Source organism: Candidatus Binatia bacterium, assembly GCA_026415395.1.
Classification (GTDB): domain Bacteria; phylum Desulfobacterota; class Binatia; order HRBIN30; family HRBIN30; genus HRBIN30.
On record JAOAHD010000017.1, the window covers coordinates 85,001 to 101,303 of the forward strand.

Here is a 16,303-nt window from a genome sequence, read left to right on the forward strand (position 1 = left end):
GGTTCGGTAATCCCTATTGCGTTGCCCAACGATTTACTCATTTTCTGCACGCCGTCGGTACCTTCCAGCAATGGAAGGGTGAACACGACCTGCGGGTCCTGCCCAAACGCCTTTTGGAGTTCCCGCCCGACCAGCAAATTGAATCGCTGGTCCGTGCCCCCAACTTCAATGTCAGCCCGCAGCGCTACAGAGTCGTACCCTTGGATCAACGGGTAGAGAAATTCGTGGATTCCAATTGGCTCACCGCGTGAGTAACGACGCGCAAAATCGTCACGCTCCAACATTCTCGCAACGGTGTAATGCGAACAAAGCGACACGAACTCTGCCGCCCGCATACTCTCCATCCACTCCGAATTGAAGCGGATCTCCGTCCGGCGAAGATCGAGAATCTTAGAGACTTGCTCTTGATAAGTCTTTGCGTTGCGCGCAACCTCCTCAGCGCTCAGAGCCCGCCGCGTCTCGGAGCGTCCCGTGGGATCTCCAATGCGCGCCGTGAAATCGCCAATCAGAAAAATCACCTGGTGCCCCAGTTCCTGAAACTGCCGCAACTTCCGCAGTACGACTACGTGCCCAAGGTGGAGGTCCGGAGCCGAGGGATCAGCACCAAATTTTACCCGCAATGGCCGACCCAAGCGCAGCTTCTCGAGAAATTCCGTCTCCGGGACAATATCCACTGCGCCTCGGCGGAGTGACGCGAACTGCTGGTCCGCAGGCTCCACTTTTCCTCCCGTATTCGCCATTCCCTGGGTGCGCAACTAGAAGCCTGAGGCTCAACCACCTAGACCCGCACCCAACGAGGCAGCGCTAAAAGCAAAGACCCTCTCTCCTTGCCATCAGCGTCTCGTTCCAAACGACCACAACCACCCTCTCACCGCGCTACGTCACTCGCTCGGGTCTCCCGGATCACAGTTACTTTGATCTGGCCAGGATATGTCATCTCGTTCTCAATCTTTCGAGCAATATCCCGCGCCAGGACGGGAACCAGCTCATCGCTCACCGTGCGGGGTTCAACGATAATCCGTATTTCCCGACCTGCTTGCACAGCAAACGACTTCTCTACTCCCTTGAACGAGTTCGTAATCCGCTCCAAGTCTTCTAACCGTTTCACGTAGCTCTCCAACATCTCGCGCCGCGCCCCAGGCCGGGCTCCGGACAATGCATCGGCAGCGTCCACCAATGGAGCCAGGATCGTTTCTGCCTTCACCTCCTCATGGTGGGCCGCAATGGCATTCACGATTTTCGCGGACTCGCCATAACGGCGCGCTATGTCAGCACCAATGATTGCGTGAGAACCCTCGACCTCATGCGTCAGCGCCTTACCGATGTCGTGAAGCAACGCCGCCCGGCGAGCCTGCTTCTCGTTCAGCCCAAGTTCCGCGGCCATCGCGCCACAAATGAATGCCGCTTCAATGGAGTGTGCCAAAACGTTCTGCGCGTAGCTGTAACGATACTTCAGCATTCCCAGAAGCTTCACCAACTCAGGGTGTACGCCGTGGATGCCCACCTCCAACAGTGCTTTCTGGCCCGCTTCACGAATGCTCTCCTCCAGCTCTTGTTCCGCACGGCGGACCACTTCCTCGATCCGCCCGGGGTGAATCCGGCCATCGGAAATGAGTTTCTCCAGCGCAATTCTTGCAATCTCACGGCGAATTGGGTTGTGGCACGAGACGATCACCGATTCGGGTGTATCATCGATAATTAAATCAACGCCGGTAGCCGCTTCGATCGCACGAATGTTCCGCCCTTCACGACCAATAATGCGACCCTTCATTTCATCGTTCGGTAGATGAATGACTGAAACAGTCCGCTCCGCAGCAAAATCACCCGCGAGCCGCTCAATGGCGATGGACACAATTTTTTTTGCTCGCCTTTCAGCTTCAGCCCGTGCTTCTTCCTCAATGACACGTATCCGCCGCGCAGCCTCATGGCGAGCCTCTTCGGTCATCTGCTCCACGAGCATCTGCTTGGCCTCCTCACGCGTGAGGCCGGCTACCCGTTCAAGCTGTTGGCGCGCCTGTTCCAAAAGCTGCTGACATTGCTGCGTCTGGTGCTCCAACGCCATTTCCTTTTCGCGCAACCGTTCTTCCCGCCGATCCAGTTCAGCGTCGCGTCGGTCCAGTTGGTCCCCCCGCCGGTCCAACGTCTCCTCACGCTGCGCCAATCGCTTTTCCAACTGCTGCAGTTCTCGCCGCCTCTCCTTGGATAGCTGCTCTGCCTCGGCCTGCGCCTGAACCAAAAGCTCTTTGCCTTTAAGCTCTGCCTCGCGAACGATCCGACCTGCCTCACCCTTCGCCTCCTCCACAAGACGTGTCGCCTCGGCCACTTGCGCGGCCCGCGCAGCCGAGGAGCGCCGTAATCGTACAAACTCAAATGCCAGGGCCGCGATGACACCAACCGCCAGCCCGATCAAAAAGTAGAATTCCACGGTCGAATACTCCTTTCTTCAGTTGCAATTACACCCGGCGAGCATACCAACGTGCGCCGTTCAGTCACGATCCTATCAAGCCCCACGTCCCAACGCTCCGGAAGCAAGCCGGGCACCCTCTGAAATTCATATGCTAACCCTATGATTTGCAGCGCAACTTGCCCCCGCAACCACCCTAACAGGCGATCATAGACCCCCGCTCCGCGTCCTAAACGTGCACCTGATCTGCTCCACGCCACCACCGGGACATAAGCCACCATCGAACGTACCCTTTGGAGCCCGGGGGCCGTAGTCATCGGCTGCCACAGGCCGAATTTGGCTTTTTGGAGCGGCGCCCCTGGGGACCACCGACGCACCGTCCACTCCCCATCTCCCCAGCAGGGCAAGAAAATTGGGATATGGTTTCGCACTGCCCACCAGATAATCGGACCGGTCGGGACTTCGTTTTCGTTTTCCAGATAAAGCAGGACTGCGTCCGTGAGGCGCAAATCGACCGCATCCAGAGCTCTCATCGCGACAATCATACCGATTGCGGGCTCTTTTCCTGGCCCGACTAGCTGACGACGCCATGCGCGCAGAGAACAACGAAGTGCTTCTTTCCAGGCGGAGTCATTCGCCCTAGGCGCCCGTCCAGCCTCTCCGTTACGTGGTATGGCACGTAAGCCGTTCACGGTGCGGCCTATAACAAAAAGGTTTAAACTCGAAGAGACAAAGTAGCGAGAGGGGCCAAGTCCGGGAAAAGAGACCGGCGACACAAAGCGACGAAGCGGAATACTCCGAAGCTCTACAATTGCTTCCCTCAAGTTCAGGCCGCACGAAGCGGCTCAGGCGCTCGACGAAAGAACTTGTTGCAGCTGCCGCCCCTCTTCGCCAGTCGGATCACGAACGGGTGACGACGAGGAATCCCCGATCAACGCCGCGACGAAACGCTTCGTGTTGAATTCCTCCCAGTCTTCCAGTCTTTCCCCAACACCTACGAAGAGAACTGGCAATGCAAGCTTCGCGGCAATCGAGATGGCAACTCCACCCTTGGCCGTCCCGTCCAACTTGGTGAGGCAAACACCGGTCACTGGTACCGCCTCCGACAACACGCGTGCTTGCACCAACGCATTCTGACCGTTGGTAGCGTCGATTACAAGGAAAACCTCGACGCTCTCTTCCCCCAACTCCCGCTGAGTGAGCCGCACAATTTTCTTAAGCTCCTCTACCAGTGGTTGCCTTGAGTGTAACCGCCCCGCCGTGTCGACGATCACAAAATCCACATCTCGGGACTTGGCTGCTTGCAGCCCGTCAAACACGACCGCCGCCGGGTCTGACCCGGCTTGGTGGCGAACACAGCCAACGCCTAACCGCTGAGACCATTGCGCAAGCTGCTCGGCCGCAGCTGCACGAAAAGTATCGGCCGCCACCAACAGCACTTTGAACCCCTTCGCCCGCAACCAGTAAGCCAGCTTTGCAACGGATGTCGTTTTGCCGACTCCGTTGACCCCAACTATTACAATCGCTCTGGGCTTTTGCCTCGGTTGATCCCAACGACGACCAGCACCTTGTACTTGTTCCAAAATGCGCTCGAGCTCTCCCGCGAGCAACTTTCGGAACGCTTTTGCATCGGTGGTTCGACCGCCAACAGCGCGAAGACGTTTCACGACCTCTCTCGCTAACTCCGCTCCAACGTCCGCGGCTATCAAGGCTTCCTCGATCACCTCGAGGCTCCCTCGCTCTCCTGCCCCCTCCCAAATGGCACGCAACCGTTCCCGCGTGCGCGCCAACCCAGCGAATAAGTCCGACCCCTCCGTGTGGTCGGCGGCGCTACCGTCCGCATCCGGTCCGCCTCCTCCCACGCCCCCTCGAAGCTGCTTATGGCGCAGGCGCCGCCAGGTTGCAGCCCCTCCGAGCCCCAGGGCCGCAAGAATCAGGAGGGATGTGATAATCCAGTCCCCTTCCATAAACTGGCAGGTTAGAGGAAAGCGTCGAATCCTGCTAGCAAAGAAGGCAACCGCTCACCCAAGTGCTATTAGTGCAGCTCCACGGCTAGCAGCGTAGAGACACCGGGCTGCTGCATCGTCACCCCATACAGGCGGTCTGCCACCTGCATTGTACGCTTGTTGTGGGTAATCACAATAAATTGCGAGCTGCTCGTCATTGCCCGCACGAGTTCCATGAACCTCACGACATTTGCATCATCCAGCGCAGCGTCCACCTCGTCGAGGATGCAAAATGGACTGGGGCGCCACGCAAATAAAGAGAAAATCAAGGCAACTGCCGCCAAAGCTTTCTCTCCCCCTGAGAGCAGCGCAACGGTTTCCAACCTCTTCCCTGGTGGTCGGACAATAATGTCCACACCAGAGGTTGAGAGATTCGCCGGCTCCGCCAAAACCAGCCGCCCCTCCCCACCTCCAAACAGACGAGGCATGACCGCGGCAAACTGACTTTGGATCGCTTCGAAGGCCTCGAGGAATTTCCCCCGCGAAACACCGTCCAACCGCTCAATTGTGTTCTCTACATCTTTCAGCGCGCGTTCCAGGTCCGCTTTTTGCGTTCGCAGGAATTGAGCTCGCTCTTCTGTTTCCCGCAGTTCTTCAACAACACTCGACCCTACTCCGCCAACTCTCTCCAAAGTCGACCTCAAAGCTTCCAATCGTCGTCGCAAGTCCTCCTCGGTCTCCGGGCAATCCTCAACCACCACATCCTCGAGTTTACAGCGATAGCGTTCTAGCACCGTTTGACGCAGGTGCTCTAGCTGAGACCGAGTCTCGACCAACTCCACCTCAGCTCTCGCCCGACCCTCTCTGCAGGAGTCAAGTTCCATGGACATTTCGTGGACAGTACGCTCCGCCAACTCCCTGCGAGCAGCTGCCTGCGCGATGTTGTCATCCCTCGCGCGCTCTTCCTGAGCCAACGATTCAACTTGCCGCTGAAGACGCGCCTGCCTGAATTCCAACTCCGCAATCGCGCTTGCTGTTTTATCGTGCTCCACAGACGACGCCGCCAAGGCTTCGATCAAGCTCTTCATTCGCTGTCGCAGAGCAACCTCCTGCTGTTCCAGCCGCACTAAAGTCTGCACGAGGGCTTCATGCCGCTCCCGCGCCCGAGCAAGATCGAGTTCCCAACCCCGAATCTGCCTGTCCAATTGGACGCACCGTTGCTCCGCCTGGACGGACTGCCCCTCAAGCAACTCCGCTAGAGGCTGCGCCTCGGAGCCAATGGTCGCCAATACTTTCAACCGCTCACTGACAGCCGCAATCCGAGCTCCGACTTCTAAAGACCGGGCAACTAAGCGGACCCGCTCCAAAGAACCATGCTCTACTTGATCCACCAATCGCCGTCTTTCTTCTTTCCACCGATCAATATCTTTCTGCCATCCCACAATTTGCACGGAAAGCCGCTGCAGCGCCGCCTCCACCCCCAACAACTCCTGCCGCTCCGCCTCCAAACCCCGCGCCAACTGCTCGTAGGCCTCCCGCTTCTCTCTCAATTCCGCGTTTTTCAGCCGAAGTGATTGCGCGAGTTCCTGAACGAGCCTTCGGCGCGCTAAAAGTTCCTCCCCTGGGTTGGCGCCCCCTGCTCCACCGCTGACGACTCCATGCCGGTCGACGCTTTCCCCAGCTGGCGTCACCAGCAAGCACTCACTCTGCAGTCTCCGGTGGTACGCGAGTGCGTCCTCTAAACGGGGGACCAACGCTACGTCAGCTAAGAGCCTTCCGACCACCTCTCGATATGGCTGCTCGGAACCCACAAGGTCGGCAAGCGGTTGGATGTTTCCTTCAATGCCGCACAATTTTTTGCCGTTGCGCGAGGTCCCCGTCAGCGCGACGAACCATCCACGTCCGAGACCCGCCTCACGCAAACGGCTCACGGCGGCAAGAGACTCTTCTTCCTGGTTCACAATCACGCATTGCAAAAGGTCGCCCAAGGCAGCCGCTACTGCACGCTCCAGCGCTGCAGGCACGTCCAAAATCTCGGCGACCACCGCGCGCGCCCAGCGCGATCCGTTCTCGCCGAGGAGAAGCTTCTGCACGCTCGGATTAAAGCCCGCATAGCGGCGGCGGAGCTCTTCGAGGGTGTCCAACCGCGACTGCAACCGCAGGCACTCGTCCGCCAACTCTTCGTTCTCTTGTTGCCGATCCCGGAGTTCCCTCGCCAAGGCCTCAGCACGCTGTCGCTTTTCCTCTTGCCGCTGCAAGAGGCGGCACCGCTGGTCTTGAGCAACCTGCCACTGGCGCTTGCAACGCAGGAGCTCCTGTTCCACTTCTCTAAGCCTCGCCGAAGCAGCCTGCAGCTCTTTGTCGTAAAAGTCTTTCCGAGTTGCCAGCTCGGCACTTTCCTTTCGCAGGCGCCGGTCTTCATTCTCTAACTCCGACCGTTCTTGCCGGAGCTCCAGATCCTGAGTTCGGATCCGCTCAAGTTCCATTTTGTAGGCGGTTAACCGTGCGCCCAGAAGCTCTCGCGTTCGCGCGGCCACCCCTCGCTTATGTTCGAGGACAAAGATTTCGCGCGCGATTTGAGAGCGTTTTTCAGCCTCTCGTGTACGGATTTCCGCCGACTCTCTCACCTGAGCCCGGATCGACGATAGCTCGCTCTCGATAGCTCTCTTCCGGTTCGATCTTTCTTCCTGTTGCCGCCGCGCGAGAGCTATCTGCCCACGCAACCCTTCAAGCTCGGCTTCTAACTGCACGCGCCGCTCGCGAAGCGAGCTTAACTGGACCAAAGCATCCCGCTCGTGCGACCGACTCACTTCCAGCTCGAGCTCGGCACGGTCAAGGCGCTCGCGGATTCCCTCCGCAGCAACAACGATTGCTCGAACCGCACTCTCTTTTTCCGCAATCCATTCCTCCAGCCGCGCCCTTTCACGTACCGCCAGAATCAGCTCGATTCGGCGGATTTCGTCCTCAGCGGCCCGCGCCTGCTCAGCCCTTTTTGCAAGGCGTCGCATGTAATTCAGTTGCCGTTCCAGTTCTCGGAGAATGTCATTCAGGCGCTGGAGGTTCTCCTTTGTGCGCTCCATTTTACGCTCAGCCGCAATTTTCCTTACGCGGAACAGTGTCGTTCCAGCCGCCTCTTCGATCCAGCTCCTCCGATCCTCTGGCTTAGCAACAATGAGCTGGTCGACCTTACCCTGCTCTATCACCGCGTAAGACCGCGCCCCTACCCCGGAACCCAGGAACATGTCTGTTACGTCGCGCAAGCGACACGCTCGGCCGTTCAGCAGATACTCAGATTCACCAGATCGGTACAGTCGGCGTGTAACTTTTGCCTCGCCGCACTCGCGCAAAATCTGGGCAGCAATCGAGTTTTCATCGAGTGCCTCCAAGCGCTCCGAAGGTCCCCCAAGCTCCAGAGTCAGCGAGACCTCTGCCATGTTGCTTGGGGGTAGCTGGTCCGAGCCCTTGAAGAGCACGTCCTCCATCTGGGCTCCTCGCAGCAGGCGAGCACTCTGCTCCCCTAACACCCACCGAATTGCGTCGACGACATTGGATTTCCCGCAACCGTTCGGCCCCACGATCGCGGTCAACCCACGTGCGAACTCAATAACGGTCCGATGGGGAAAGGATTTGAAGCCTTCAATCTCTAACTGCTTAAGACGCATTCCTCACCAACACCCAGCGCCGCCGCAACGGGCTCCCTCTTAGCCCGCATTGACTGGTCAACGCAAGCCGGCCAACTGCCTCCCCAGGGTCGTCCTAGCGATGATCGAGTGGCGTTCGCACAGGATAACGATCTCCCAAAACCACCCTCGGTCATGGTAGGGAGTTGACCTCGGTCAGGAAGACACCATAAGCCGTGGTTGGAGACGTTTCGCACTCGGTGGAGGGACAACACATGGCAGACGTCGGCAAGCTGAATGAGGAATTTCTCGCACTCGAAGCGACCCGTCAAAACAAAAGAGTGGTCGCAACGTTTCATTCTGTTCGGCTCCTACCACTCTTGCCCGGGGCAACTGCGATTCCGGCGGGGGTGTGCGACTCTGTCCGGCGAAAACTCGAAACCCTCGTTGAGCGAGAAGCGATCCGTAGCTGCCTGGTCCACCGGTTCGGGAGCGACTTGCTAATCCAGGTAAACCGAATTGGAGCCGACCACTACTGTCAAAGCCCCGACGACGAAGTTTGGGCAGCCATTCGAAGCGGGCTGGAAGACGGATCCAAGGCCACTCCGGACCTTCTCGGCGCTCTCAAACCCCTCATGTCACAACCTATCCAAGAACAATGCAGGCAACTTCGGGTACGGACCCTCCGCTTTCCGTTCACTGAACGGGGGGCAGAGCCGATCTTGGTGGCGAAACTCATCTCTGGTGCCGTGGGCGGGTTCAATCGGATGCTTTTCAACATGTTTTTCCATCCCGATAAGGGCTCGCATCAGCGGCTCGACGGCACTCGTTTCGTTGCGCTGGTCGAGCATGTCCCAAGCCTCCTCAATCAAGAGACCCGTAGGCGAGTGTACTTCTTTGGCGACCGCGCGGCGGAGCCGTGTTTGCATTTTGTCTATCCTAACGCTGCCGGACCCATAACCGTGGAGGCGAGCCAGGTCGGCGACTGGGCTGAGCTGCTCTCGCTGATCGCCAACCCGTCGGAATGGGTGCTGTCGGCAGTTTACGCGGTCCAAGGTCGTTTTGTTCATGACGGCAACGACTGGCAAGCTACACGCCATGAACCCGTAGCACTTGTCTGTGTTCAAACTCCGGGGAGTGATCCGCAGAGTGAACCTGTGCTCGCGGTTCGCTTACAGAGTGGTCTTCCCGCTATTGGCGAGGCTCATTTCAACCTCGGGGGTGACTTCCATCTCACCGTTGGGGGCTCCAATGGCGGCTACCACCTTGCGGTCATGCCAACCACGCTGACTGAAGCGGCGGCTGGATGTACACAGCCAGGCGTAGCCCGGATTTGCGCGTACTCGTATCAATCGTACGACAACGGCCGAATCCCCCCGCATCATGACGTCGTCGATCTCTTTGCGCAAGACAGCGTTCAAACAAGGCGCCTGCAACGCCGCGCCACTGAATTTGCGCGTCTCATGATGGGGCATGGGGAGTTCCAACCCTTTGTGACCGCCGAAGAGGCGGAGGCACGGGCACGGGACCAGGCAGCGAAACTTGCCAATTTCTTCTCGCCCATTCCGGCGACGGAACAGGGTCAAGTAGACGAGGTTGTAAGGAGGTTTGCCCGACCCGGCACGTTGGTGCTGTCGGACATTAAGGCTGATGGAGGGGGGAAGCTTGGTCACACCGCTCCGCCGACACTCTTCGTTGGGGTTGCCCAGGCCGCCTTAGAAGAGGCGCGGCAAGCCGGCATGTTGCGCAGCTTCGAGGTCTTCGCGGTGGGCGATGACCTTCACCTCCTCATGCTCCATGAACGGGGGATCGATGCGAACGAGATTCATTTGTTAGCGTTCCGAACGTTTTGGCGCGCAGTGTGGGTGACAGAGCTATTACAGTACAAGCCCTACGGGCTCGCCCAAGACCTCAAAATTGGCCCCGCCACCAAAGGGAAGAAAGTAGAAGAGCTTGCCGAACCCTCCGAGGAGTTTGTGAATTTCCTAGGAAGATTCCTCCCCGACCCCGAGCGGCAAGCCCTTCCGAAAATCGAACAAGCCTTACGAGAATGGCAAGGCGGACGTACGGCCACTGAAGTCCGCCGACCCTTTGCCGGGAACGTAACGGGACAGGGGCCAGGGTTTGCAGAGCTCCCGGTCTTTGGGCCGAACACAACGGTCGGCCTTGTCGCAGCAGACAAAGCCGGGCCCGCAGCATTCAATTTGCCGGTCTGGTTCGCCCTGAACGCCGTCATGGAACGTCCCCAACACCTCCACACCGTGGGCCGCTCACTAGCCGTAGAGATCTTCGACGTTCATAAACACCGACGGATTTTCCTCGATGCCTTCTACCACCGGGCGGAGATTGGGCGTCTCCTTGGGGCGACGAACCTGTTTAACGTCAAACGGGTCTGGTCTCTGACGCAACCTGTGGCTGACCCCGGCCAAATCACACAGCATCTCGACCAACTTTTGCTGTCCGCCTCGACGGAAAAGCTCGCGCTCATTGCAGGGGGAGAATATGTCGGCAAGGACGATCCGGTACTGCTGGGTGTTCCAGAACTTGTCGAGCCGATTTTCACGCTGATGCGCGATGGATTCTATCTCACGCAAGGTGACGAACGAGGATCCCACTACATGATGCTCTCCCCGAAGCCGTTGTCAGAAGCCGTAGCCACCATCCGTAGCCGCGGGCTAGAGGTTGGCCTGCGGGTTGGCGTGCACAATGGGAAGCATTTGACGCTCCAAGATGTGTACGCGGAGCCTGACTTTACAGAGGCGCGCGACCGCATCGAAGCTTTGAACGAAAAGCTCTGGACAGCCCAGGGTTCTGAATTCACCCCTGTTGGGGTTGGAGCTCGCGACGTGGAACCAGCTTATCCACTGATGAAGGTGCTCAGGAAAATTACGGCTGCCGACTCTCGCTACGGTGTTTGGATCAACAAGTAACGAGCGCTGCTTCTAGAGGATTCCGACCCAGCGGGCAGCTTGCGTTACAGCCACGAATTTATTCTTGGAGCTCTACGTTCCAGTAGGAAGCGTCAACAAGGGAAAGAAACGGGGCCCATTCTTTATAGCGACGCAAGCTAAAGGTCTCGAGCATGAACGGCGTCCATTCCGGGCGCCGGGGCGTTCGGAGCAACTTCATGCCCGCTTCCTCCGGAGTGCGTCCCCCTTTGCGGCGATTGCACGTGTGGCATGAGCAGACAACGTTCTCCCAGGTCGATTTACCCCCACGCGAGCGGGGAATCACATGATCGAGATTCAGTTCGCTCCGCGGGAAAACCTGGCCACAGTACTGACAAGTATTGCGATCACGGCTGTAGATGTTGAAGCGACTAAAGCGCACGCGCCGTTTGGGAACGCGGTCAAAGGCCAGAAGCAGAATCACCCGCGGCACGCGAATGACTCGGTCCACCAACCCGATACGTTCGTCATGCACGCTTGCCGAGAGTTGCGCCCAGCTCTCGAAATCAAATGTCCTATATTCCTGATCGACAGCATGTGCGAGCCCCTGGTACAGAAGACAGAACGCGCGCCGCACAGAGGTGATGTGAACCGGCAGAAACGACCGGTTTAAGACAAGTACTTTAGAATTTAGCACACTGCCTGCTGCTGCTTGCATCCCGGCTCCGAACAAATGCCAGATCAAAGCATAGCGGCACAGCGCCTAGCCCTGTGAGCGGGTGGTCGTCAAGCCATAGTTTCCTGGGGGCTGCTTATGCGCCATGCCGGTATAAATCCCTCAGCCTCAGAAGTAAGTGGCAGCGCTTCTCTAGGCATTGCCTCGCCCCCAAATGCCCCTTAAGGTAAGTTCCATAAGGTAAGTTCCATGTCGGCAAGCTCCTACGAGTCCGCGTACGCCTCCATATTGCCCCTCGTTCAAAAGCCCGGTCGCTACTTGGGAGCGGAATACGGAGTGGTCCGAAAAGACCCTCAGTCGGTACAGCTTCGCGTGGCCCTGGCATTCCCCGACGTTTACGAGATTGCCCAATCGCACCCAGGTCTCCACATCCTTTACGACCTCCTGAACCGCCGGCGCGATGTGTATGCGGAGAGAGTGTACGCTCCATGGACCGATTTGGAGGCCTTGCTCCGCCAGCAAAAGCTGCCTCTGGTCTCCCTCGAAACCTTCACGCCGCTTCATGCCTTCGACATCCTGGGCTTCACGCTCCAGTACGAGCTTACATACACAAACCTTTTGAACATGTTGAACCTCGGAGGGATCCCCCTCTTCGCGCACGAGCGCGACCTCCGGTACCCACTTGTGATCGCAGGCGGTCCCTGTGCCTTCAACCCGGAGCCGCTTGCACCCTTTTTAGATGCAGTTTTATTGGGCGACGGCGAGGAGGCCATTCACGATATTTGCGACGTAGTCCTGCAATGGCGCAAGGCATCAGACAAAGAGGGCTTGTTGTTGGCCCTCCGCAAAATTCGTGGCGTTTACGTACCAAAATTTTTCGAGCCAGAATACACGGCGGACGGAAAACTCCTGAGAGTCACCCCTAAATGCTCGGACTACTCACAGGTGGAAAAACGCGTCGTTAGCGACTTGAACACCATTCCCACGAGGAAAACGTTTCTGGTGCCTTCCGTGCCAGTTGTCCACGATCGGCCAAGCATCGAAGTGATGCGTGGCTGCGTGAAAGGTTGTAGGTTCTGCCAGGCGGGATACATCTACAGACCTCTACGGGAACGAAGTCCTGAGCGCGTTATCCAGGAAGCTTTGCGAGCAGCTGCATACACCGGGCAGGAAGAACTCTCGCTGCTCAGCTTGAGCACCGGCGACTACAGTTGCGTCAACCCCGTACTCAAAGAATTAATGGACCGTTTGGAAACTTCCCGCGTTGCCGTGTCACTCCCATCCACGCGGGTGGAGGCATTGGCACCCTCACTTCTGGAACAAATTCGCCGCGTACGAAAAACAGGCTTTACCTTGGCACCGGAAGCGGGAACACAAAGGTTACGGAATATCATACAGAAAGAGTATTCAGAAGAGGAGCTCCTGGAAGCTGCAAATTTGATCTTTCGCCTCGGATGGCGACATTTAAAGCTGTACTTTATGTTGGGGCTGCCAGGGGAAACAGAAGAGGATTTACGTGGAATCGCGGATCTATCGGTCAAGATTCGCAGGCTCGCTCCCCGCGGCACGGAGGTTGTTGCATCGGTCTCGAACTTTGTACCCAAGCCCCATACACCGTTCCAGTGGGTTCGGCAGCTCTCTCTGGAGGAGACGAGAGCCCGCCAGGAGTTCCTACATCAGGCTCTTCGTGGAACCGGCGTCAGCCTCCGTTATCACGATGCGCGGCTTTCGGTTTTAGAGGGGATTTTTTCCCGCGGAGACCGCCGAACTGCTGCAGCCCTTTATCGAGCGTTTCAGCTTGGATGTCGCTTCGACGGATGGACCGACCAGTGCCGCTTCGACCTGTGGGAACAAGCACTCCAAGAATCGGGGATCGACATCGGGCATGAGTTGCGCCGTAGATTGCTCGATGAACCGCTTCCTTGGGACCACTTGAGTTCGGGTGTGACAAAACAGTTCTTCCAGCGCGAACTTGCTCGCGCTTTTGAGGGCACATTAACGCCAGACTGCAGTATCGCCCGCTGCACGTACTGCGGGGCCTGTGACTTTAAGGAGATTCGAAACATTGATTACCACATAGCCGGATCGAAGGCGGCCGAGCACCGGGGTAGCGCAATCCGACACTGGGCAGCAGACGTGGTTGGAACGGCTCGGGAAAGCGATGACTGGGAGCCCAGAGGATGGAAGAAGGTTCATCGACCGGATTTGCTACGGTCGCCGCTGCGATCGCCGCTAAACACCATGAATCCAGAAGCTCAGGAAAAGGCTGCGCAAGCAGACCAGCCTCATGCCTCGCTGCGCGTGGACACGTTAGGCACGGCGGAAGAATGGCTGACCGCCAATGGCGAGGGTGCTCTTCGCGCTGGGGTCAGGTTTGACCAGAAGTCCACCCGATGCCGAATCCGGCTACGCTACGTGAAAACCGGCCGCGCGCGCTTTATCGGAAGCGTGGAGTTAACCAATCTTTTCTACCGGGCTGTCCGCCGCGCAAGGCTACCGGTAGCCTTCAGTGAGGGTCATCATCCCTTGCCAAGACTTTCCTTTGGGCCAGCACTACCGTTCGGGATTGAAAGCGAGAGCGAGTTCGCGGACCTGTACCTTTGCGAGTTTCTCCACCCTTCGGAGGTGAAAGATCGTTTGAACGGTGAAATGCCTTCAGGCATCTCGATCGCGGATGCGGGGGAGGTACCCCTGAGGGCGCCGTCTCTCGGAAAACTCATCCGTGGCGCTCGATACCGAGTGGATCTGTCGGACCTTCTCGCCGAGCATGGACAATCTTGGATCGTAGCTCGACTCACAAACTATTTGGGCAACGAGTCCAATAATTTCTCCCCTGCCGGTGGTCTCGCAATTACGGGCTACCGGGAAGACCACGGAGTGCGCCTACTCCTTTCCCAAAGTTCCGATGAGTTGACAGTTGAGATCTCACCTGGACCGCGTGGCGCAACCAAACTGTACCCGCTGTTGCAATCCTTGCTAGATATGTCGCGGGAACGGGTGCTTCGCCTCCCCGTCCGCAAGGTGGCGACGTTGTTCCGAACGGACTCAACACCGATCCAGGGGCTCACGGGCCAGCATCCGTTCTGTTCCACACCGGCGTGAGGCAGCTTCTTCTTGAGTTTTCCTACCTCGACATCCGTGCTGCCCTGCTCGAGCAAGGCACCCTCGTGGAGTTTGCGACCGAAGATTTGCGCGAGCCGGCTCTCCTGCCCGGCGACGTGTTTCAGGCACGGGTGGTCAAGGTCATGCCAGAGATTTCAGGGGCAATTGTGGACCTCGGTTCACAGCACGGGATCTTGCAAACACGTCGCTTTCCGGAATGCGAGGTAGCTCGGACCCGCACGACCCTGGCCAACGGCGCAAAAGGCTGGGCTTACATCCCTGAAAAACTCCGCGAAGGCTTGAGCATTTTCGTACAAGTTCGAAGGCTGCCCCGAGGTGGCAAATTAGCGAGAGTAAGCCCCCACATTGTCATCGAGGGCTTTTTCCTTGCGCTCGCCCTCGGTAGACGCGGCGTCCATTCGCCGTGGCAGATTTCGCGTGAAACCCGTGCCGACATTTTGGGGGTCTTGGCCAACAGGGGCCTAAGAGAGGATGGATTCGAGGTCCATCCCCGCGCCTGCTTTGCATCGACCGACGAGTTAGTCAGCGAAATTGAGCGCCTCGAACAAACCCAGCACCGCCTGTTACAGGCTCTGAATGGTTATTCAGGCCCGGGGCTCGTTTATCGTGCTGGGGACCCCGTTCTCCGTCTCTTTCTTGCAATCGGCCATCCTGAATTAACCAGCATCTGCGTAGATGGAGACGAAAGCGCACTACGCCGCGCTAAAGAGGCTTGGTTGGGTCTAACCCGGGGTCGCCCCACTCCCTTTCATCGACACCAAAAACCCACACCTCTTTTCGTGGAACATCGCATCGATGACCAAATCGAGGCGGCCCTCGCGTCCGATGTCCCTATCCCGGGAGGAGGTTTCGTACGGTTTGACCTAACGGACGCCGCAACCGTGGTTGACGTAAACAGTGGCGACAAGCGACTAGCAAGCCACATCTCTAGCCGCTCACGACGTAGCCTCAAATCCCTTAATTTCGACGCCGCACGAACGATCCTAACACAGCTCCGCCTGCGAAACTGTTCAGGTTCCATCATTGTCGACTTCGTCAACGCCCCGGAGAATGGCAGTGAGAGTAGCTGGTTTAGTGTGCTCAAAGATCTCCTGCGGGGTGACGCGGCGATCACTTCTTACCACGTGCATCGAGGCTGCCCGTTGCTCCACATCCAGCGACGCTACCGGCGGCCCTCACTTGCTGAACTGTTTCTCTGCAAATGCCCAACGTGTGGTTCCGCTGCCAAACGGTTGAACCTAGAAACCCGACTGCGGAACCTGCTGCGAGAGACCGCCCACAAACTGCGAACGGTACCCTCGGCCCGCCACGCGATCATCGAGGCCCCAAGGGAGCTTTTCGAATATTGGTTGCGCAGCGAGCTCGACCTTGTTCACGCGTTGGAAGCCGCCACATCCGTGAACTTCGAGGTTCGGCCCGCCCATTCGAACCAACCGTCCATTCGACTCGTCACCTAGGGTGAGAGCCAGAGGTCTAAACGCCGCGCAAGTTTCTAGGGGGCGATAGTTAAGTTGTGCCCCTGCTGACTAGGCCAGTTTGAAATAGCATGGGACGCTCACTAGGATTACCGCAATCCTGGACGGAATGACAATGTCGGAAGTGTCCTTGGACAGAGGCCGAAAGTTTCAGTGGCGAAACCTTAAAGT

General features: G+C 57.9%; 8 protein-coding genes (1 of these 8 only partly in view). 3 read left to right on the plus strand and 5 right to left on the minus strand.

Annotation, left to right across the window (positions count from 1 at the left end):
* The 4 genes from tyrS to smc all read right to left on the minus strand — a co-directional run.
* Positions 1-719: the 5' portion of a tyrosine--tRNA ligase gene (tyrS, locus tag N3C12_13465; GenBank protein MCX8073435.1), read on the minus strand. Its footprint begins 502 nt before the window's first position; only the first 719 of its 1,221 coding nucleotides appear in the window; it begins with the start codon at positions 717-719; its stop codon lies beyond the left edge, outside the window.
* A 149-nt stretch (positions 720-868) separates the two neighbouring features.
* Positions 869-2,425: a ribonuclease Y gene (rny, locus tag N3C12_13470; GenBank protein ID MCX8073436.1), complete on the minus strand. Its 1,557-nt coding sequence runs from the start codon at positions 2,423-2,425 to the stop codon at positions 869-871.
* A gap of 824 nt (positions 2,426-3,249) precedes the next feature.
* The gene (ftsY, locus tag N3C12_13475) at positions 3,250-4,371 is read right to left on the minus strand and encodes a signal recognition particle-docking protein FtsY (protein ID MCX8073437.1); all 1,122 of its coding nucleotides are present in this window, start codon (positions 4,369-4,371) and stop codon (positions 3,250-3,252) included.
* A gap of 68 nt (positions 4,372-4,439) precedes the next feature.
* Complete coding sequence (smc, locus tag N3C12_13480; GenBank protein MCX8073438.1) at positions 4,440-8,012, minus strand: chromosome segregation protein SMC; 3,573 nt, start codon at positions 8,010-8,012, stop codon at positions 4,440-4,442.
* Positions 8,013-8,245: 233 nt separating this feature from the next.
* Here smc and N3C12_13485 point away from each other — a divergent pair, with 233 nt between their 5' ends.
* Positions 8,246-10,900 carry a fructose 1,6-bisphosphatase gene (locus tag N3C12_13485; GenBank protein ID MCX8073439.1) on the plus strand — a complete coding sequence of 885 codons (2,655 nt, stop codon included), beginning with the start codon at positions 8,246-8,248 and terminating at the stop codon, positions 10,898-10,900.
* Between the two features lie 58 nt (positions 10,901-10,958).
* On the opposite strand, the gene N3C12_13490 is transcribed toward N3C12_13485, so the two are convergent.
* Entirely contained in the window at positions 10,959-11,555 is a 597-nt protein-coding gene (locus tag N3C12_13490; GenBank protein MCX8073440.1) for an HNH endonuclease, read from the minus strand.
* Positions 11,556-11,783: 228 nt separating this feature from the next.
* On the opposite strand from N3C12_13490, the gene N3C12_13495 reads away from it, so the two are divergent.
* Positions 11,784-14,636: a TIGR03960 family B12-binding radical SAM protein gene (locus N3C12_13495; GenBank protein MCX8073441.1), complete on the plus strand. Its 2,853-nt coding sequence runs from the start codon at positions 11,784-11,786 to the stop codon at positions 14,634-14,636.
* The gene (locus tag N3C12_13500; GenBank protein ID MCX8073442.1) at positions 14,633-16,114 is read left to right on the plus strand and encodes a ribonuclease E/G; all 1,482 of its coding nucleotides are present in this window, start codon (positions 14,633-14,635) and stop codon (positions 16,112-16,114) included. Before N3C12_13495 ends, N3C12_13500 begins: the two co-directional genes overlap by 4 nt.
* Positions 16,115-16,303: the final 189 nt, after the last annotated feature.

Excerpts from the sequence above, each read along its gene's own strand:
- N3C12_13485 (MCX8073439.1), top strand. The coding sequence starts at position 8,246 with ATGGCAGACGTCGGCAAGCTGAATGAGGAATTTCTCGCACTCGAAGCG.
- N3C12_13495 (MCX8073441.1), top strand. The coding sequence starts at position 11,784 with ATGTCGGCAAGCTCCTACGAGTCCGCGTACGCCTCCATATTGCCCCTC.
- smc (MCX8073438.1), bottom strand. The coding sequence starts at position 8,012 with ATGCGTCTTAAGCAGTTAGAGATTGAAGGCTTCAAATCCTTTCCCCAT.
- ftsY (MCX8073437.1), bottom strand. The coding sequence starts at position 4,371 with ATGGAAGGGGACTGGATTATCACATCCCTCCTGATTCTTGCGGCCCTG.